The organism is Carboxylicivirga linearis, assembly GCF_018271995.1.
GTDB classification, from domain to species: domain Bacteria; phylum Bacteroidota; class Bacteroidia; order Bacteroidales; family Marinilabiliaceae; genus Carboxylicivirga; species Carboxylicivirga linearis.
The window spans coordinates 71,974-94,147 of record NZ_JAGUCO010000020.1 but is presented as its reverse complement, the minus strand read 5'-3'; the positions used below and the strand labels follow the sequence as shown (position 1 = coordinate 94,147).

Annotated in this window: 14 protein-coding genes and 3 tRNA genes; all 17 read right to left on the bottom strand. The window is 35.6% G+C overall.

Annotated features, from left to right (window positions below; all coding sequences use genetic code 11):
• Positions 1-22 precede the first annotated feature (22 nt).
• The 17 genes from KEM10_RS18545 to KEM10_RS18465 all read right to left on the bottom strand — a co-directional run bounded on the left by KEM10_RS18545 (position 23) and on the right by KEM10_RS18465 (position 22,145).
• The gene (locus KEM10_RS18545) at positions 23-1,600 is read right to left on the bottom strand and encodes a glycoside hydrolase family 32 protein (protein ID WP_212217835.1); all 1,578 of its coding nucleotides are present in this window, start codon (positions 1,598-1,600) and stop codon (positions 23-25) included.
• Positions 1,601-1,767: 167 nt separating this feature from the next.
• A complete protein-coding gene (locus KEM10_RS18540) occupies positions 1,768-2,463 on the bottom strand; it encodes a T9SS type A sorting domain-containing protein (protein WP_212217832.1) in 696 nt (231 codons plus the stop codon).
• Between the two features lie 59 nt (positions 2,464-2,522).
• On the bottom strand, positions 2,523-4,109 hold the full coding sequence (locus KEM10_RS18535; protein ID WP_212217829.1) for a glycoside hydrolase family 32 protein: 1,587 nt from the start codon (positions 4,107-4,109) through the stop codon (positions 2,523-2,525).
• A 52-nt stretch (positions 4,110-4,161) separates the two neighbouring features.
• The gene (locus tag KEM10_RS18530) at positions 4,162-5,280 is read right to left on the bottom strand and encodes a DUF5018 domain-containing protein (protein WP_212217826.1); all 1,119 of its coding nucleotides are present in this window, start codon (positions 5,278-5,280) and stop codon (positions 4,162-4,164) included.
• Positions 5,281-5,282: 2 nt separating this feature from the next.
• Positions 5,283-6,959 (bottom strand): RagB/SusD family nutrient uptake outer membrane protein, encoded by a 1,677-nt coding sequence (locus KEM10_RS18525; RefSeq protein ID WP_212217823.1) that lies wholly within the window; start codon positions 6,957-6,959, stop codon positions 5,283-5,285.
• Positions 6,960-6,984: 25 nt separating this feature from the next.
• Complete coding sequence (locus KEM10_RS18520; protein ID WP_212217820.1) at positions 6,985-10,110, bottom strand: SusC/RagA family TonB-linked outer membrane protein; 3,126 nt, start codon at positions 10,108-10,110, stop codon at positions 6,985-6,987.
• A gap of 19 nt (positions 10,111-10,129) precedes the next feature.
• Positions 10,130-11,008 carry a carbohydrate kinase family protein gene (locus KEM10_RS18515; RefSeq protein WP_212217817.1) on the bottom strand — a complete coding sequence of 293 codons (879 nt, stop codon included), beginning with the start codon at positions 11,006-11,008 and terminating at the stop codon, positions 10,130-10,132.
• A gap of 77 nt (positions 11,009-11,085) precedes the next feature.
• Positions 11,086-12,426 carry a sugar porter family MFS transporter gene (locus KEM10_RS18510; protein WP_212217814.1) on the bottom strand — a complete coding sequence of 447 codons (1,341 nt, stop codon included), beginning with the start codon at positions 12,424-12,426 and terminating at the stop codon, positions 11,086-11,088.
• A gap of 1,338 nt (positions 12,427-13,764) precedes the next feature.
• On the bottom strand, positions 13,765-15,393 hold the full coding sequence (locus KEM10_RS18505; protein ID WP_212217811.1) for an IS1182 family transposase: 1,629 nt from the start codon (positions 15,391-15,393) through the stop codon (positions 13,765-13,767).
• A 337-nt stretch (positions 15,394-15,730) separates the two neighbouring features.
• Entirely contained in the window at positions 15,731-16,975 is a 1,245-nt protein-coding gene (locus KEM10_RS18500) for a site-specific integrase (RefSeq protein WP_212217808.1), read from the bottom strand.
• Between the two features lie 387 nt (positions 16,976-17,362).
• Positions 17,363-17,437 (bottom strand) — tRNA-Pro (locus tag KEM10_RS18495).
• A gap of 55 nt (positions 17,438-17,492) precedes the next feature.
• A tRNA-Pro gene (locus tag KEM10_RS18490) sits at positions 17,493-17,567 on the bottom strand.
• Between the two features lie 14 nt (positions 17,568-17,581).
• Positions 17,582-17,668, bottom strand: a tRNA-Ser gene (locus KEM10_RS18485).
• A gap of 217 nt (positions 17,669-17,885) precedes the next feature.
• Positions 17,886-18,872: a flotillin-like protein FloA gene (floA, locus tag KEM10_RS18480; protein WP_212217805.1), complete on the bottom strand. Its 987-nt coding sequence runs from the start codon at positions 18,870-18,872 to the stop codon at positions 17,886-17,888.
• Between the two features lie 6 nt (positions 18,873-18,878).
• Positions 18,879-19,346: an NfeD family protein gene (locus KEM10_RS18475; protein ID WP_212217802.1), complete on the bottom strand. Its 468-nt coding sequence runs from the start codon at positions 19,344-19,346 to the stop codon at positions 18,879-18,881.
• A gap of 6 nt (positions 19,347-19,352) precedes the next feature.
• A complete protein-coding gene (locus KEM10_RS18470; RefSeq protein WP_212217799.1) occupies positions 19,353-19,628 on the bottom strand; it encodes an ATP-dependent Clp protease adaptor ClpS in 276 nt (91 codons plus the stop codon).
• Between the two features lie 51 nt (positions 19,629-19,679).
• On the bottom strand, positions 19,680-22,145 hold the full coding sequence (locus KEM10_RS18465) for an SPOR domain-containing protein (protein WP_212217796.1): 2,466 nt from the start codon (positions 22,143-22,145) through the stop codon (positions 19,680-19,682).
• Positions 22,146-22,174: the final 29 nt, after the last annotated feature.

Here is a 22,174-nt window from a genome sequence, read left to right as displayed (position 1 = left end):
TACACAACTATTTATTTCATTTTTATTTCGTCTTATTATTTTTAATATTAAAAAATTCTGCCTCCCGAATTTTAACACTTCCAAGACTTGAGAACAATGACAACTGGTTAAAGGGATCTTGAGGAAAGATAGTGTTCGTCATTACAAATTTCCCATCATCTACAAAAACCTCAATAGAAGAAGCATCGATAATAATTTTCATTTTAACCTGCTTCTGAATGGTATAATCACCCGTAATCAGGCTCAGGTATTGAGGGTTTGAAAAGGCTTTACAAACATTGGTACGATCCATAAAGAATTTCTTTGACAACATATTATATCCCAACTTTAATTCTTCTTCCTCGTCATTTCTTAGAAGCAGTCCAAATGCTGTAGTATGTCCATTTTGAGATGCTTCTTGCGGCTCGAAGACAAAGTTTAATTCACAGCTATTCAAATCCAACTCTTTTATATCAATAGGAACTTCACCAGACAATAAGGTTTCGTAATCCATTTGATGTTGTTCTTTAAGCACATTAAATTCCTTAATCGGATTGGAGACTATAATAATATCATCCTTCTCTTGTACTAATTTCAACTCTCTGGGCAAGGTCATTGCACTTCTCCAACTTTCTGTAGGTACTTCCTGTGCGTATTGCCAGTTACTCATCCACCCAATAAACAATCGTCGCCCGTCTTCTTCAGGTATGTCAGACCAGGTCACGCCTGCATAATTATCCATTCCCCAATCTAACCATTTAGCTGTGTCCACATCAGGTTGAAAAGAACTGCCATCAAAATCTCCTACAAAATACTGCGTAGCAGATCCTCCATTAGGTCCTCCGGGATTGATACTCACCAATATTATCCATTTAGTTATATCGCTTCCTTCAAGTTTTAACGGAAATAAGTCCGGACATTCCCATCCACCTCCTTGAGCAACTGTATCTCTCATAAAGTCACTTTTAAAAGACCACAATTTCAAATCTTTTGAAGCATAAAATTTTACCCGGTCGCCAGCAGCTAATATCATAATCCATTGTTCTGATTCCTCATGCCAGATAACTTTAGGATCTCTAAAATGTTTTAACTCCGGATTGGGTAAAACAGGATTGTTTTTATACTTCTTCCAGGTTCGTCCTTTATCTAAACTATATGCAAGTGCTTGAGTTTCGAAGTTATTAGCGCCGGCTCTTTCTGCCTCCATATTATGATAGGTATAGATAGCCACCATTGGCGGATTCTCTTTTGATCCAAACCCGGTTGTATTTTCCCAGTCAATCACTGCACTTCCTGAGTAAATATATCCAAGTGAATCGGGATATAAAGCTATAGGAAGATGTTCCCAATGAATTAAATCCTTACTCACAGCATGTCCCCAATGCATTGGTCCCCAAACGGTACTATCCGGATAATACTGGTAAAACAAATGATATTCTCCTTCATAATAAACCATTCCATTGGGGTCATTCATCCAATTAGCCTGAGGTGTAAAATGAAATTGTGGTCTATACTTCTCGTTTGCTGTTGGTACACCTGAAGACTTATTATCATTACAGCTAAATAATAGAATCGTAAATAATAATAAGCCTATTCTGGCTAATTCATTTTTAATAATCATTTCTCAACATTTTATCTTTTACTTAAACTAAAACACTATCTATATAACCTGAATTCAAAGATGTGATTTGAATTCAGGTTATTAAATTGATTTAAAGGAATCATCATCAAAACCTAAAACTTCCGTAACAAAAAACTTTGAGAGCGAATATTACACTTGAGTAAATTCTAGTGTATCATTATTTTTTTAATGATATTACCCTTTTCTGTTTCAACTTTAATAATATATAATCCACTACATAAGTTTTGAGGCTCATCCATACTTAGCTCATTTCCAACACCCTCAATTGTCTCAATGACTTTCAGATTACCCTGAATATCATAGATCCTCACAGTCACAGCTCCTGTTTCCAATCCTTTTATTATTAATACATTTGATCGATTAACAAAGATCTCAGCATTATCTATTTCCATAGATTTAGCACTTGTAGGTGTACAACTAATACATTCGCAAGATTCCCAGCTAATAGTTGGCAGTACTATATCTTCTGTAACTTCGAACCAATGCACGTTTGTTTGAGTACCGTCCCATGGATTTGTAAAACAAGATCCTGTTCCTGTTCCTTCTTCTCCATTAGCTTCATTACGAAATTCGCAATTCCATCCCACTACACCTCCAGTAACTTCAAACCGGTAATCAATCCAGCCTTCCTTTTGAACTGTTGTTGACCAGATATTTGTTCCAGGCTCATTTGTTAAAGTAAGCGCTCCATTCCACGAATTAATTCCACCTCCCATTACTACAGCCTCGTAATCAGAACCTGCATAGGATGTCATATCTATTGAAATGGTGACATTATGGGGTTGTGCATTGACAACAATACTTAAAACAATGAATACAAGAGTAAATATTAGATTTTTCATTTTTCTTTACTTAAAAAATTAAACATAGATATTAATGTTAGCTAGCTACTTATTTATACTTATAACTTATCTCCTATTTTGTATACAGAAAGTTTTGAAATGTCTATTATACCTTCATCTACAAAAATGGTCCATGGATTCTTATCCATTTTGTAAATACGGTTGGTAAAAGCTACGTTATCATTTACATAAACCACACAAATTGACTTTTCAATGACAATCTTTATATCGAAAACCTTATCATCCGGAACAATAAGGGGAGTAAAATTTAATTCGGTTGTATATGAACCTGTTGAATAATTTGACTCTTTATTTAAAAACAGAGATGGCATAGACCATCTGTTGGTAGAAGTCAGATCAAAAGCAACAGAATAAACTTCAGATAAATCATTACATGCACCAAAAGAAAAACCAAAACTATTAGACTGTGATGCATCAATGGTTAATTCAATCTTTACAGGAACAGTATTTCTATTAAATAAAGCGTAAGATCTTTCATCAATATAATTCAATACATAGGCTCCATCATCTTCAGTTACATCACCTTGAGACTTTAACATTGAATATGGAGTCTGCGTGTTAAATTTATTATCCACCTCATCTGGTATCATTGGATATAACTTTCCACTGGATTGTTGAACCAGTTTATGGGTTATTAAACTTCCTGCCCAATCCAATTCGTTATTACCATTTACTTCCTGACCTGTTGAACACCATCCTGAGATATAACGATCAATACCATTAGAAGCTGTTTTTCCGGCATAGAAATACAATCCGTCTATAGTTTCATGGTGACCGCTTGCATCTTCACAACGTACCCAAGGGCCATCAGGACTATCTGATACTCTGTAGAATGTTTTTCTGTGTTCATCCCTGTTAATTCGTGAGAATACCAAATACCATTTATCTCCCATTTTAAAAATATCGGGACACTCCAGAATTTCAGCATCAGAATTAAAATCAGTAAGTGGTGAAATTAAATCCCAATTTTCAAGATCTGATGAAGAATATCGGACTAATACACCTTTACCATCCTTTATGGAGGTGACCAACATTACATAGGCAGATCTTGTTGGATCATAATACACGCATGGATCACGGAAATTATTTTTATCATATCCATCCGGAGCTTCAAAAGTAAATGAAGGAACCTTTGTAAAGGTCTTCATATCAGTTGAAGTGGCCAGCATTACTTTTTCAGCTGGATATAAACTACCATTGTGGCCGGTATAAAAACCATATAACTTCCCCTCTGAATCCTTTATAAAACTTCCTGTTCCCAAATACGCTTCCTGAGAATCGGCTGTTTCTGTAGGTATTGCCTCATTAAAACCAGTAAATGTGCTATAATCGATTGTTGTGGTACTGTAGATTGGATGCTCTGTTGTTGATCCATTTCTCCAATCTTGTAAATAATACAAATAATATTTATTATCATCCTGATTAAAATATGGCATTGGATCTCCCACATAACCAATCTGAGGTTTGTAAAATGTAGAGTAACCACCACTCTCAACAACTGACCTGCATGTTGTTGTTGTGTCTACAACTATCGGAACCTCCTCTTTATCATTTCTCCCATCTTTAGAACAACTTGAACTTAAGAATAGAATTATCTGCAATAATAATAGTGGTAGAATCTTCATAACTTGTATTTTTATTAGCGGACGGGATATTCCCATCCGCATATTTCAATTTTTACTCTATTGGATGTGCTTTTACTTCATCCCAATACATTGTCTGTGTTTCAAAACCTGTCTCAGGAGTATGTGGCATCACAAGAATATTATTTATCACAGCAGTACGAGCCTCTGGGATTACAAATGTTAGCTCTTGCCATTCGCCCACATGATCAGCTGAATATTCAGCATGCAACCAATCCTTGTTAAGTTCGCCGGCTTGCTGTATTTCAAGCTGAACATCTCCTGCTACATCTTTCAATACCATAACTGTTATACTTCCATAAATGGCTGGATCAACATTTACCTGATTCGCATTCCATAACACTCCACTTGTCCATGGTCTTCCTCCATCATCTGTACCTGTGTTTGTACGAAGCAGTGAAACACAGGTAGGTGTTGAATTAATACCATCGGTTACAGGATTTACTGTTCCATTGTTGACTGAACTTGCAATAGATTCCCATTTTGGAGATACATCCTCTCCATTGTAAAGTACCAATATAGGTGTAGGTGCTTCACCTAAAATAACTGTTACTTCGTAATTGAACACCGAACCAAGATAATTCAAAGTATAGGTTACAGGATTTGTAAAATCAACTGCAGTCCCAGCTTGAGGCGCTATAGTAGCACCATCTGTATATTCTACAATAGGAATCAATGAGGTAACATCAGTACCCTCAGGTAAGTAAATCAAAATGGTTTTATTTTGCTCATCGATGTTAGCTTCTACTGATCCAATTTTAAAACTTGTTATCTTAGCTCTGGCAACATCAACATTTACTGTATACTTTTGATATAAATCAGTATTTGTTACAGTATATGTTACATCAAGTAAATTACCATTTGCATCTGCAAAATCAATTGACTCACCACTACCAGGTGTTATTTCTGCACCATTTGCAATAGTTATTTCCGGGGATAATCCTGTCAGATCAGATCCCGAAGGAAGAATTACAGAAATAGTAGAGTTCTCTTCATTTATTGTACCCTCTACTCCATTCACTACAAATGAATGAATACTTGTGTCTCCTGAAAAATCCAGGCTTTCATTAGCATCCTCTTCGCAGGAAAACAAAGCTACTGATAACAGGATAATGATAAATTTATAAATATTGGTCTTCATAACATTCTTCATAATTAAAATCCATAATTTTGCTCATAACTACCTTTACTATAATTAATTTGCTGAATAGGAACAGGAACATACTCATTCTTGTTCTTTTCAAATTCAGCTCCTTGATAATAAGTATGGTCAGTAGCTTCTCCTAAATAATATGCATTCATTACTTCATCAGCAATACCCCAACGAACCAGATCAAAGAATCTACTTCCTTCCATTGCTAATTCAAGACGGCGCTCCCACCTTAAAGCTTGTCGGGCATAGTCTTGAGTCCAGTTGCAGTTAACACCATCCTCATAAGCTTGTATATCCAGGTTATTTGCAAAACTGATTAAGGATGTACTCACTTTTGCCCTATTGCGCACCTGATTAATTAAAGGCAGTGCATCCTGATAGCTACCAGTCTCAATTAAAGCCTCAGCTCTCATTAACAATACATCTGCATAGCGAATAACAATATTGTTTTTGGAGTTAGCATACCAAGGACCGGTTTTAATATAATATTCACTGGCCGGATCTACATTTTCTTTTAAGGATGAGAAATAACCATACATTCCAGGATTACGTGATTGATTCACCTCATAATTTACATCGGTATATTTATATGGTTTACCGGGAATTGCCACCGTATGAAATAACCTTGGATCTACTTTATCTGTGCTTTCACTATAATTCTCATCATTGAAAGAATCAAACATAGGTAAACCATCTTTAGTTTTAAAAGCGTTAACCAGATTCTGACTAGGCTTATTAAAATCACCCCCTGGTGTTGGTGTAGTGAGTGCATTTCCCATATTCAATCTCCCAAAAGTGGTACCATCATCTTGAGAGAATTGTATAGCGAATAATGATTCTTGTCCGTTTTCATAACTTCCTGGAAGAAAATTATATGCAAAATCGTTCTCTAATTTATAAGGAGATGTCATTACGTAAGCTGTTAAATCAATAACTTTTTGTAAGTCATCCTGATCTATTGTAGATACATTATGCATTTCATCTTGCCTATAAGCCTTATACAAATACACTTTTGCTAAATATGCTGCAGCTGCAAACTTATTTGCTCGCCCAACCTCATCTTGTTCTTCTGGTAAATTATTATAGGCATACTCAAAATCGTCAGCTATCTTTTGCCATAATTCATCATTTGTCCATTTTACATTTGAAAGTTCAGATATATCCTCAGGAGACATAGTTTCATCCACATAAGGTACCATCTTAAATAAAACCTTTTGAATAAAATGCATATGCCCTCGTAAGAAACGCATCTCTGCAATTCTTTCCTCTTTATTAGACATTTCTTCCTTGCTAATATTATTTAATAATTTAAGCGCCAGGTTAGCTCTTGAAATAGCTACATAATTTCTATACCAAAAAACATCAGTGTACCAGGTTTCGTTTCCTATTGATGGAGAAGATATTTCCAGAAAATGTAAAAAATCACCGTCATTCTGATCATTACCACCTTTATAGGCATCATCGGCTCTTACATTTCCATAATTCCATAGACTTAATGGCCGGTTAATTTCATCGTTTCCAATGGCAGCATAGGCTGATATTACCTGATTTTCAATTTGCTTCACTCCAGTTAGGTTATCTTCTGTAAGGGTTCCGTAGGATGGAACATCCAAAAAATCCTCACAGGAAATAAGATGAGTTGAAATAAGTATAAGAAACAACAGTTTATATATTTTCATGATTTCCATTTTTTAGATTTAGTTCTTAGAAAGATACATTCATCCCAAGTGTAAATGAGGTTGAGATCGGATAGGCTAAATGAGGATTCTCTGGGTCTAAACCTGTAAACTCTTTACTTTTTATGGTAAGTAGATTTTGTCCACTAATATAGAACCGAGCTTTTCCCATCTTTAGCTTCTGCAATACACCATCTGGTAGTGAATACCCTAGTTGTAGCATCCGTAATTTCAGGTAGGATCCCGACTCCACATAATATGACGAGGTCCGTTTTTCGTTGTTTAAATCACTATATGACAAAGCAGGAATATCAGACCCTGTATTTGTGGGACTCCAGGCATTCAACACACGTGTTCCTTTATTAGACCCTAATTCATCAACAGCCCAAAAATCGGTAAACCTTTTCACTGAGTTATAAACCTCATTCCCATAAACACCTTGTATAAAAGCTGTAAAATCAAATCCTTTGTACCCCAAACCTATATTTAAACCGTATTCAAAATCAGGATGAGGATTTCCGATCCAGGTGCGATCATTTTCATCAATAACATCATCATCATTCAGATTTGCATACCTGATACGTCCTAAGCCTTTACCTGTTTGATTCACATAATCATCTACCTCCTCCTGAGATTGGAACAAACCGTCAGCCACATATCCATAATACGAATTAATTGGTTTTCCAAGGATATTATCTGTTGTGCCATTCCCTCCATAACTATTAACAACACTTTCTGGCAATTTGGTAATCTTATTTCGATTTCCGGATACATTCGCAGTAATATCATATGATAAACCAAAGGATGTCTTACTCTTGTAACCAATCGAAAATTCAACACCTTTATTTTCCATTGAAGCTCCATTCAACCAATGATCTCCTCCTTCACCAATAGCTCCTAAATAAGGTGGCTTAACCAAAATATCTTCTGTATCTTTTAAATAGAATTCAATACTACCAGTTAAATTCTGGTTAAAGAGGCCAAAATCAACACCGACATTTGTTTGAGTAGTCGTTTCCCATCTTATTTCATCATTTGCTCTTAGAATCAATTGATATCCTGACGGTAACAAGCCTGAATTATCACCATTGATATCATAGGCTGTACCTGTATTAATTCCGGCGCCTGTTTCACCAATATAATTGGCGATAATAAGCGTTCTGTTCGCATAATTATCTATCTCTTGATTACCAGTCTGTCCCCAGCCCACTCTTAATTTCAAATTAGAAATCACGCCTTTTGTTCCTTCCATAAAATTTTCCTGATCAATACGCCACCCTACTGAGAAAGCTGGAAAAGTTGCATACCTGTTCTCTTTACCAAACCTTGAAGAGCCGTCGCGTCTTAAAGTCGCTGATGCTAAATATTTATCTGCATAAGCATAGTCTATCTTCCCAAAGAAAGAATTAAGCTTATACCCCGTAGCTCCACCTGTAGAATACATTTCACCTACTCCTGCTGATGGCCACATATAGTCAGGATCCTCAACTTCATATGTTCGCCTTTCAGTTGAGAAATTAATATCAGAATGGTCAATCATCTCTGTTCCTAAAAGTATACTAAACTTGCTTTTATCAATCTGGAAATCGTAATTCATTGTGTTAGTCCAGTTCCATTTAAGTGAGTGGCTCTGAATAATTTTTGAAGACGTCAGGTCTGATCCAAGTCTCCCTCCAAAACTATATATAAGTGCACGTTGATAATAATTAGAATAGTCTAGACCAAAATTACTTTTAATATGGAGATTCTTAATTGGTTGTATATCAACAAAAGTATTTCCAAATAAACGCCAGTAATTGTATGGATTATCTTTATTCGCATCAAGTATTCTTGCTGGATTATCTCTGTCTCGCATTCCAGAGGTAACGCTACCCCAGTCACCATCAACCGTTTTTAATGGCATAACAGGTAAAGATAATATAGCCAAATCAAGTACACCACCTGGGGCTTGTAACTCAGACGTATTATTTATAGTCAGATTTTCACCAATTGTAATTATATCGCCTAAGATTTTACTGCTGGAATTTAAACGAGCCGAATAACGTTTAAACCTCGTTTCTTTAACCGTCCCAGTATTGTCGTAATAACCTAATGAAAAAAATGTATTAGACTTCTCAGTACCGTTACTAATTGATAAATTATAAGATTGTGCAAATCCTGGACGAGTAATAGAATTAAACCAATCTGTATCTGATGTTAACATGGTATTGGTTCCATCCCTAGCATCAATATACTTTGGTAGCTTCATTCCATTCAGAATCGGACTACCATCATTACCGTATTCATAATCATACAAATACCCAATTTGATTATTATTTGGATTTACACCACTATTTATCATGGCCTGCCACTGAGCTTGTCCAAATTGATTAGAATTCATCATATCAATGACTTCTCCATATTGCGAAAAGGTATGAAAGGTGTCAAAATTAACCTTTGTTTTTCCATCCTTACCTTGTTTTGTAGTTATAATAATAACTCCATTTCCGGCTCTTGAACCATATATACTAGCTGCTGAGGCATCTCTTAATACCTGAATACTTTCAATATCAGAAGGATTTAATTCATGCATTCCCCCTTTTGTTGGTACCCCATCAATAACATATAAAGGATCATTATTATTTAAAGTTCCGATCCCTCTGATTCGAACAGTAGAGGCACCACTTGGATTTCCGTCTGTTATAACATTTACACCTGGAATTCTTCCTTGTAATGCCTTTATGGGATTGTTCTCTCCCTGTTTCATTATTTCATCTACCTCAACCACAGAAACAGCACCTGTTAAATCAGCCTTTCGCTGACTTTGATAGCCCACTACAATTAACTGATCAAGATCTATCGATTCATTTTGAAGTGTAACATTAATAATTGATTGTCCATTTACTGGAGTTTCAAAAGTCTTCATCCCAATAAACCTGAATACCAACACTGCATCCTGAGAAACCACTAAGTTGAATACACCGTTTATATCAGTTATTGTACCGTTTGTTGTTCCTTTCTGGACGATATTTACACCAGTCAACGGTTCTCCTTTATCATCAGTAACCTTTCCATTTACATTTGTTTGTTGTGCAAATGTTTCAATTGAAAACAAGGATAAAAACAGTAGCAGTACCGATCCTGTAATAAATTTCCAATTCATTGATTTTTTCATAGCTTGATAGTTTGCTTTTTTACACTAATAAACTTTTAATTTCATCCAGATGATATTCTGGATTTGCGCCTTCTTTGGTAGCCACATAAGCTCCTGTTGCTGAAGCAAAATCCAAAGCTTTTATTGCATCTTCATCCTGCAAATAGGAAGATAAAAAACCTGCCAGAAAAGCATCACCTGCACCAACCGAATCAACCGTTTTCACCTTGTATCCTTTGTGCTTTAGAAACGCTCCATTATTAAATAGAACTGAGCCTTCCTGACCTTTAGTCATACAAATAAGATTGATTCCGAATTGACTCTGCATCCAACTCATTAACAGCTCTTCATTCTGATCTGTCAGATTATTCCATTGACCCAAGCACTGCATTTCATCATCGTTTAACTTGACAAATTCGGCCTTCGCAATCAAAGGTTCAACAACGTCCTGAATATCATAAGGAGGGCGAAGGTTCACATCTATAATTTTGAACTTGACACGATCAATACATTGATAAACCGTATTGCGTGTTACCAAACCACGCGATGCCAGTGTACCATAAACTAAAACATCTGCTTCATTCGCTGCCTTCTCTAATTCAGAGCTAAATTCGATGGCATCCCAGGCTACTGGTTCACAAATAGTATAAGAAGCCTGATCTTTATTATCAATATTAACAAGCACTTCGCTAGTTGGAAGTTCTTCATCTATCTGTATCAAATCAGTTGATAATCCAGATTTGTCAAGGAATTCCAAAAGCTTATGACCTTGTTCATCATTTCCAACCCTACTGGCAATCTTTACATCAAGTCCAATATTTTTAAGATGCAGAGCAACGTTCATTGGGGCTCCTCCTGGCTTAGGTCCGGAGGGCAACATATCCCATAGCACTTCACCTATACACAATATCTTTTTCATACTAAATAGTTAGTTGATCATCTTTTAAAATTTAATCTCCAAGGAGCATTTATCTGCTTTATTCCATTGAAAAATTATTAATTGCGCGCTAATTCAATTTCAATTTGTTCTAATGATTTACCTTTTGTTTCTGGAATGTATTTGAAAATAAATATGAAAGCTAATAAGCTAAACAATCCAAACATCCCGAAAGTGAATGAACCACCAAGATTATTAAGCATCCACGGGAAAAATTGTACAGTTAAAAAAGTACATACCCAACTGATAGCTGTAGAGAAAGACATAGCCAAACCTCTAATCCTATTTGGGTAAATTTCAGAAGTTACTACCCACATAACAGGTGCTAAGGATGCAGCAAAAAAACCAATATACCCTAATAATGAAATTAATATTCCTATGCTTCCAGATGCTTCTGTAATAAAAGCATAAACCATATATGCTAACGATATGGTCATCCCCATCGTTCCCCATAACAAAAGTATTTTGCGACCCTTTTTATCTACTAACCATAAAGCTACAATAGTAAAAACAAAATTTACTATCCCAACCAATATTGATTGCAACAATGCCATATCCTCACCAACACCTGCCTGAGTAAAAATTGTTGGAGCAAAACTAATTACAGCATTAATACCTGTAATTTGCTGAAATGCTGCTAGTATACTCCCAAGTAATACTACTTTAGCAACTTTGCCTTTAAACAATTCTTTAAATTTAACTTGAGAGGTGTTCGTAGAATTATTAACATTATCAATAATAGTATCCAATTCTTTTTTACCGTAGAATGTTCCTCCAATTTTATTTAAAACAGAACGAGCTTCGTCATATCTACCTTCTTTTACTAACCACCTTGGGCTTTCAGGAAAAGAAACTAATAATAGTATTAAAAAAAGTATTCCAAATACAAACGGAATAGCCATCATATATCTCCAACCATTTTCAATATTAACAAATCCAAAATCAATGACATAAGCCAATAAAATACCTATTACAATCGCAAATTGATTATTTGCAACTAAAGTTCCTCTTTTTTCAGCAGGAGCAATCTCAGAGATGTAGGTTGGAGCTAACACAGAAACTGCTCCGACACCCAAACCAGCAAGTACCCTACTAATAATAAACAGTGTAATAGACTCGGATAAAGCACATCCTAATGAAGAAATAATAAAAAGATTAGCAGATACAATCATTAATAAACGCCTGCCGTACCTATCACTTAATGCTCCAATAGACAAGGCTCCGATTAAACAGCCAATCATAATAGAACTAACTGCTGCACCTAGACTTACATCATTTAATTGAAAATATTCTTTAATAAATGGCACTGCACCTGAAATACCTGCCATATTAAGTCCAAAAATTAATCCACTTAAAACAGCAATAAATGTGATCCAGTATAAATACTTATTTGTTTTCATTTCGGTATAAATTTTTTCGTCACGAGCTTTACTTGTAATGGTCCATTAAAAACTCTTAACAAATGTAAATTCACGAATTCAGAAGGCCTTGTAATAATGTTACAATAACTATCAAAATAAGTACATCTTTATCAATGCTTATAGGATATACAACACATGTTACAAGATTTATAACTATGTAACATCATTGAATTAATAAACACATTTAAAATTAAACTCTATGGAGGAAAAATATGAGTCTAGTCAAACCAGGGGTTACTATTTTGATTTAATTCTAAGATTTAATCTCAAAAATTAGTAATTAACTTAAGATTTAATGAATGCTTACAAACCAGACTTTATATATTCCAATTCTATTTTTAGAAAATTTTCTCAGTAAAGGATAGTTATTTGAACTTTATTAAAAAAGTTTAGAATACCTGTTTTCAAGCAAATTCTTATAACTATTTTTCATTTTTTCTGATAAAAATGAACAATTTATCCACTGATTTACAGGATTTAGAATATTATGCATCGAAAAATCATTGCATTCATCTGTATATCTATACATTAAACACCCTACTACAATCTTTGCCTTTCAGCTATGGTCAGATATACCTTTAACTGCACATTTCGTTTCTTATCATCATCTATTTTTGGTCTCATAATATTCAATAACTACCCATAAATTTCAACATCTCTCGGAGAGCAAGAATTTTGTTTTCAGGTACTGAAAAACACATCTTGCATTTGTTTTTAACAGATAAAATTTCAGCCACAATTTCCTAATAAGATTCTATTCCATTTTCTAACTTCATATACATACATTACTGCTTTTTTAAATGCGTAAGCCACCCTTCAAAAAAGGTCATGGTTTCGCAAAAGGAAACGGAATAAATAGCCCTGACGTGAGCAAGAGAAATCAATTCAAATATATTTTGAGGGGACAAAGCAAATGGCTTGTATTATGAGGTACGAAATAATAACAAGCTCTTTGCTGTCGGGCTTGTGCGTTGGCACAATAAAATGTGTTTGATTGATTTCGGCGGGTTTATGCCGAACGCTTTTGCTGAATACCATGACCGACAACATCTTTGCTGAAGCATGGATAAAAAAGCGTGCCTTAAAAAATTCTCTTTGATTATCATTTGTCTGTAATTTAATCCTGCTTTATTGCAGTACTTTAAATTACAAGTTGGAGTCTAACTTTACAATATGTTAAATGAACCAAAATCAACCAAATCATATGACATTCTGTATTTTAAGGAATATTTATAGCTATCAATTGAAAAAGAGGGTGTCCAAAATTGAGGCACCCTCTGTTTTGTGCTTAAAAATGTAGTTCTTCCTAAAATGAGTTCATGCTGCTGAGAGCTTATATGTGCGATGGTATTTGGCACAAATGCTATATGAGATGGATATTATTCGATTTTTGGCCAAAACAAAGGCTTTTTGAGCCTTTTGTCCCTGTTTCTTAGCCATTTTACTAAGGTTTAAAGCAATGGCAATCAGTGCAAACTCCAGCTTAACCCCTTCGATTCCTGCTAATTTGAATCGGTTAACCCCTTTATTGTATTTAATCTGACCAAAGACAGCTTCCGGTTCTATAGGGCGTTTACTTCTGTGATTTAGCCCCTTATCGCTATTAAGAGCTTCCCTGGCTTTTTGTTTGTAAGTTCTCAGCCTGAAGTTTACATCAATACTGCGGTTGCCTTTGCCTTTAAAGCATTGGTTTCTGATGTGGCATTTGCTACAGTTTTTCGCTCTGTATTTTCTTAAAGTGCTCTGATAGCCATGAGCATTTGTTTTTTGATATTCCGCCACAAAATGCATGTGTTGGCCCATTGGGCACACAAAGTAATCGTCTGTTTCATTATAATGTAGATTCTCAACTTTGTATGGATTGGTTTTAAACGCTTTCTTTTGTTCGGCATGAAAGTAGTTGAACTTCACATAGTGCTCAATCTGCTCGTTTTCCAGATATTCATAATTCTCTTCACTACCATAACCACTATCGGCTACCACCTCTTTTGATTGCCTGTTATAACGCTGATGAAAACCGGTGAGGTAATCAATAAAAGTGCGCGTGTCGGTCGGGTTTTGGAAAATGCCATAATGGGTAATCATCTGGTTCTCGGTACTGATCTGTACATTGTAAGCCGGCTTTAACTGCCCGTTCTTCATATGATCTTCTTTCATGCGCATGAAGGTGGCTTCTTTGTCGGTTTTAGAACAGGAGTTGCGGTTGTCACCAATGTCTTCGAGCTTCTGTTCATATTCTTCCAGCTTGGGCAGGTGCTTTGTCTCCAATTCTTTTATCAGCTTCTTAACCGGTTTTTCCTGTGCTTTCTCTGACTCCTTGATTTGTGCAACCCGCTTTTTGAGCTCGTCCGAATCAAAGGGGCGAGGTTCGTCATCCTGACTTTGATTATCGTCGACTATGCCTTGTTCTATCTGCTCCAAAATATTGACAATCTTCTTCTCCAGGTTAGCTTTGTACTTTTCCACAGACTTACGCCACACAAAACTGTATCGATTGGCCTTGCTTTCAATCTTTGTCCCATCAACATACTGCACTTCCAGACTTACATACCCCAAATCAACCAGTATGATAACCACTTGGGTAAACAGTTTATGAATGTGCTTTTTCAAGCGCTTACTTCTAAAATCGTTAATGCACGAATGTTTCGGGAATTGTTTACCACTTAGCCACATATAAGCAATGCTTTCTGTTAAGGCTTGTTCCATCTTACGACATGAAAACACATTGCTCAGATAGCTGTAAAACAGCACTTTTAGTAGCATACGTGGATGATAACCTTTACACCCTCCGGCCTTATAACTTTTTATGATATCATCTATATCAAGCTCTTCTACTACTTGACTGACTATGCGAACCGGGGCGTTCTCTGGAATATACTCATCAAGGCGAGATGGGAATAACTCTGATTGACCTTGATTATAGGTCTTGAAATTGATTTGTTTCATGCCTTAAGATACTAAATATCAACAATATAAACAAGTTCTTAAGGCCGCAATATACTGATTATGAACGAAAAAAGAGGGTATCCGTTTTTGGACACCCTCCGATCGTTTCTCACTCCTTCTTCAAAAATTAATATCTCTTTCTGTTTTATTGCAAGAGTACATAAACTCCATCTATTGATGTCGCTCTTGCAATAAAACAGGAAGTGACATTGTAGCAATTTTTCGGAGGGGCGATACACTATACGGCAGAAATATTAAAGTGAATAAAAAATTCAATTGGAACCATATTAATTATCTTTTGGGAGGGAGCTCTGACTATTGGCAAAAAAGCAAAGCCCTACCTCACACTTCTATCCTTAATTGGTAAAACATCACGTAATCGTTGCATATCATGACTTAACTTTGTATCAATAACTTTAGCATAAATCTGAGTTGTTGCAATACTTCGATGCCCCAATAACTTAGATACAGATTCTATAGGTACTCCATTTTTCAATGTAACCGTAGTTGCAAACGTATGTCTGGCAACATGAAAAGTTAAATACTTTTGGATATCACATAAATCGGCAATCTCCTTTAGATATGAATTCATTTTCTGGTTTGTGAATATCGGAAGAAGTTTCCCTGACATTTCAACTCTGGGATTATCTTGATATTTATTAATTATTTCTTCTGCCTGAGGTAAGATGGGTACTTTAACCTGCTGATTCGTTTTGATCCTATACGTAATTATCCATTTATTACCATCAATCCCAAACTGTATATTTTCACTTGTCAATGCACACACATCGGAATAAGATAACCCTGTATAACAACTAAAAATGAACAAATCCCTGACATAATCAAGCCTCGAGATGGAAAAATGTTTAAATTGAATCCTTGCCAATTCATCTTCATCCAAATAGGCAATTTCTTTTCGTATATATTTAGGCTTAAATTTCACAAAAGGATCTTTTTCCAGCCACTCATTTCGCACAGCCAGATTAATTACTTTTTTCAGTCTCTCAATATGCTTCATAACGGTGTTATGATTGCAAGGATTATCCGGATTGATAGGCTCCGACTCTTTCATGAACTTCTCAAAACCAGTGAGGAAACCATATTTGAGTTGAGATAACGGAATATCTCTGATAAAATGCTTCTTGATTAAATAGCGTTTAATATATTTCTCTGTTGTAAAATAGTTTTTTAATGTCCCCCACCTAAGAATATCCTTCATCTCTGTATTATGATATTCAAAAAGCTTCACTAAAGTAAAATCTGACTTTTCTATACCTAAATAGAGATTTTTAACTGTATCAATTGTTATTATTTCTCTTCTGGCCTGAAGTTGGTGATAGCAATCTACTACATGTCCTTTTATTTGTTCCAGTTGAGTATTTAGCCTTTGAGTTTCCCTGGTATATCCAGCATACAATCCTTTATTAAAATCCCATTTATTAATATCAACAAAAGTCTTTAAAGAAATTTCAGCCCTTTTTCCATTAACAGTTATCCTCAAATACAAAGGTGCTTGACCGTTTCTACCTTTACTCTGTTTTAGCAAGAACCCTACTCCCAGTGTATTAACCTTATTTCCCATAATATTTGATTTTAAATGATTCATTTTGATTATTAACATAAGTATTAGAAAGTCAATAAAAATGATCAAAAATAATTATTGAATCAATCCATTAAGACTATCATTCAATATCTTACAAAGATATGGTGACCTACCGGTTAAATAGAAACAGAGGTCACCTAGTAAGGTCACTTAACAAATGTTAAAATCGATCAAAACACACCAAATTAAACACTATGAATCTGATCGTTATCATATATCAACATATAAAGATAATAAGAAAATGAGGTCACCGAATAGGTCTCATTAAATGTGGTTTACTTTGCTACTAAACAGGATAATAAAAAACAAAAAAGCTCACAAACACAATGGTTTATGAGCTTTTGACTTGTTTTGATTTTTTTATCGTCGGGGTACCAGGATTCGAACCTGGGACCCCCTGGTCCCAAACCAGGTGCGCTAACCGGACTGCGCTACACCCCGAAAAATCAATTCTAAAAAATTAAGAGCTTTATCATTACAAAGCTCTTCTAAGTTGTCGGGGTACCAGGATTCGAACCTGGGACCCCCTGGTCCCAAACCAGGTGCGCTAACCGGACTGCGCTACACCCCGAAACAAAATTTGAGCGGAGAGTGGGGGATTCGAACCCCCGGTACGGTTGCCCGTACGTCAGTTTAGCAAACTGGTGGTTTCAGCCACTCACCCAACTCTCCAAGATTTTAATTTTACCCTTACTTTTTAAGAGTAACAACCGTTCCAAGCTCCTCTATCGTACACCCCGTTTGCGATTGCGTTTGCAAAAGTAGTAAATAGAATCATATCTCCAAAAACTTTTTAAAAATTTTCAGAGCTTTTTCACCTCTCTCCTTTTTCGTCAGGAATTAACTATTTAAAGGTCAAAAAAAAAGCTCCCGAAGGAGCTTTGAAAAATTAATTATCTTTTTTAGGAGGTTTACTTCCCGGCTTGGCAATTGAATCGCGCATGGCCGTGTCAGCCTCAATATTTTTATACTTTAAATAATCCATCACACCTAGATTTCCGCTACGGAAAGCCTCAGCCAATGCCTTAGGCACGTCGGCTTCTGCTTCGATTACTTTAGCCCGTGCTTCCTGAGCTTTCGCCTTCATTTCCTGCTCAAGAGCTACTGCCATGGCTCTGCGCTCTTCAGCTTTGGCCTGTGCAATATTTTTATCAGCTTCAGCCTGATCAATCTGTAATCCGGCTCCAATGTTTTTACCTATATCAATATCTGCAATATCAATGGAAAGAATCTCAAATGCAGTACCTGCATCCAGACCTTTTTCCAATACTACTTTTGATATAGAATCAGGATTTTCCAACACTGCTTTATGAGAGATAGAAGAACCAATAGATGATACAATACCTTCTCCAACACGGGCAAGCACTGTTTCTTCACCAGCACCCCCAACTAATTGCTTAATACTGGCACGAACAGTTACACGGGCCTTTGCAATTAACTGAATACCGTCTTTAGCAACGGCAGCTACCGGAGGCGTATCAATTACTTTAGGATTTACTGACATTTGAACTGCTTCAAATACATCACGACCTGCTAAGTCAATGGCTGTTGCCATTTGGAAATTCAAGTCAATATTAGCTTTTGCTGCAGAAACCAAGGCATGAACAACATTCTCAATATGACCACCGGCCAAATAATGTGCTTCTAGTTCATCACGTTTAACTTCTCTCAATCCAGCTTTTGAAGCCTCAATTAACGCACGCACAATAACACCCGGAGGCACTTTACGAATACGCATTAGAACAAGCTGAATAAGCGAAATTCTAACACCTGACACTAATGCAGAAAACCAAAGTAGTATTGGCACATAATACAAGAACAAAAAGACAACGACAACTACTGCCGCAATCAATAATATAGGAGCGAAACCTTCCATGTAAGTTTAATTTTTAGGTTTTACAATTACGTATGTTTTATAAATTTTCTGAACTATAATTGACGTATTTTCATCCACAAAATGCCCGGGACAACGACCTTCGATAATTTGTGAATTAACACTTACTTTTCCAATTGGGTTGAGTCTGGTAATAGTAACACCTTCATCACCTACTTTTATATTTTCCTCCTCAACAGTTTCTACCTTACCTTCAATATTTGAATTAAGCATTAATCGGTTCCATGTTTTTGACCTGAATGCCATTACCAATATAACTATTGAAACAATTAAAGTAGTAACCAAAGCAATATTACCATGGGAAGCTCCATATTTAGCATAAACCAGATAAATACCTCCGGCTGCAAATAAAAAACCACCTATACCGGCTACTGTTACTCCGGGAAAGACAAAAAACTCGAGAATCAGCAGAAATAATCCCAACAGAATTATTAAAATTATTACAGTTAATGACATAGTAACTTAATCAATGGTAACTAAAAGTTGTTCCTGAACCATCTGTTCCTGTATTGACATAAGCATATCAACAGAACCGATCATGATATCGCATGATCCCTTATAATGAGTAATTAATGCACATTGTTCAGCCTGAATTGCGTCATGCTCACACACCTCACACAATACATCTATAACATGATCAAAAGTATTTATATCATCATTATGTAGAATAAGAACATGTTTTTCATTATCGCTTCCACCTTTTTCCGGAAGTTTGCTTCTTTTTCCAAATGAAACCATAGGTCAATTGTTTCTTTAAATTAAACAGTTTTTTTTGTGAAAAACTAATTCCTACTTTTTTAATTCATCAGTAAGATTAATTTGCTTACCATCTTTAAACACTACAACAAAAGCTCCACTAAATCCTGCTGACTTTATTTTATCCAGACTTTTTGTTGCTTCAGCATAACTCGAATACCTGCCGGCAAAATATTTTGTTAGGTTCCGCGATGGTAGTTCAGTCTTTGTTATTTCAGGCAACTTACTCAATGCATCTGCATTCGGTTCATTTCGGAAAACACCTATTTGAATCCTATATTCATATTCTTTTTTAAAGGCAGCCTGCACTACATCTGCAGGTTTCACTTCCTGCTCATCATCTTGCAAACCTTGTAATTCCTGGTAGGTTTTTTGAGTCGTTCCAGCAACTTCCGTTTTATCTTTCAAAACATCCGCAGCAGCTCCACCACCGTTTTTATCAAGAAATGCAAACAATGCTTTCTCTTGCTCTTGTACTCCTGCTCTTTTTAAAGAACCGGATTTTTCAAAGGTCTCTACATCATACCCAAAAGCAGGATTCAGCATTTCCTTCGCATTTTTAAAATATGTATTGGCATCCATCTGTGGTTGCTCAATATAAGTATAATCTAAAGTTGGATTTGATTTAACAACCCCGTTTATTTTAGCTCCATATATTTGATACTTCTGATCGAGCGACTGATGATATAACTCTAATGCAATATCTTTTAATTCCCTCGATTTGTCAATCATTTCCTGTATGGGTGATATTTCTTCCTCTTGCTCTTCTTGTTTTTTAAAGGGAGTTGAAACCACCGGAACCTTCACTGTTGGTTGATCATCGGCTTCTTCCAAAAGCTTAGATGCCTCAAGGTTTAGTATATTTCCCCATACAAATAAAGAGTCAGCCTTTTTTAACCTTGCTATTTCATCCTGAGAAAATAACTTCTCATACATCTCATCCAAGTCATTTAAATGCCTTTGAAATTCTTCATCTGTGTAATAAGTATATTCTGATGGAATAAGAATTTCTTTCAACTGAGCCTCTGATTTATTCTCTCTCTTAACCTGACTGGGAGCTAAATATCTTCCTTGTTTAATCAGTTCTTTAATCTTGTTTAACTCGGAATACCTGGCATTATTCTGACTTTGTTCAATTTTACTATCTAAACCATAGACTTGCTTTTCCAATAGTAAAATATCATTCACCAATTCATTTCTTTCTGAATCTGAATTAGTTCGAGCATACACCTGACGCTTCACTCTCATCAAATCAGAAAGACTATCTTTCTGTTGGATTAATTTCTGACTTTGAGTAAAGTAAGCCAATGCTTCATCGCTATTAAAATGCTCCTTTTGAGTATAAACCAAAGTATCGGCGACAATAAACCTAAACTCTTCGTCACTTTGCTTGTGGGTAGACACATTATTTCTAACTCCGGAATTTCCTCCCACTGAAGATGTTTGCGATAATGACAAAGCTGCCACTTCCGGCACCACATTCATATCGGTAACCAGGTTCTTCACTACCCTGTTATTCCATTCAAACCCATATACCATCACAAGGCTGTCGCTGGTTTCGCGATTGGAAGCAAACCAACCTTTATCATTAAATTCATCGGTTACAAAAAGAAAATCATCCTTTGGTGAATTAAAAGGAATACCCACGTTCACAGGTGATGTAAAAGTTTTCGTTTCTGAATCGAAAGTAGATTTATAAATATCAAAACCACCTAATCCACCCTCACGGTTTGAGGAAAAGAATAAAGTTTGACCATCAATCAATAAATATGGGTACATATCATCCCACTCCGAATTAATCTCATTAAGCACTTTGCTATCGCTCCAGCCATCCAGCAGCTTCTCCATTTTATAAACATCCCTGTTCCCTTCCTCATTCAACAAAGCAAAATATACCTGATCGCCTCTTTCGGTAAGATAAAGTACTCCTTCAGGATCCACACCCGATTCAAAAAAATCGTCATTATGCATTATCTGCCCAACATCTTTTACCGGGTGATAATAATTGATAAAATCCTTCTTCGCTACAGTATCCCGAGAAAGAACATTTAAGTTATACACCTTTGCAGAAAGCTGTAATCCAACCTCACACTCCTGAATATAACTCTCTGCATTATCGTTTCTTATGTCAGAAGCAGAGGCATATTTTAAAAAGCGCTTATAATGCTTTATGGCTTCTTCAAAATGATAATTTAACTGATTAGCTCTTCCTAAATAATAATAAGCATCGCGACTAACGCCTTTAATAGCTGCAAACTTCAATCGTTTAACAGCTTCTGATATTTGCTCGTTATTTTGCAATAAACATATACCAAAATAATAATTGTATTTAGGTTCACGGTCGTATTTACTTAACAAATAACCATATGCTTTTTGCGCTTCTTTATAATCACCATTCTTAAAAATTTCATATGCCTGTTTTGATGAATAAGTTTCCTGCGCACTTAATACATTAAAGCTAAGTACAGTCAGGATCAAAACAATGTATTTAATTTTCATAGGTTTCAAAATCATATTTTTCTAGTATT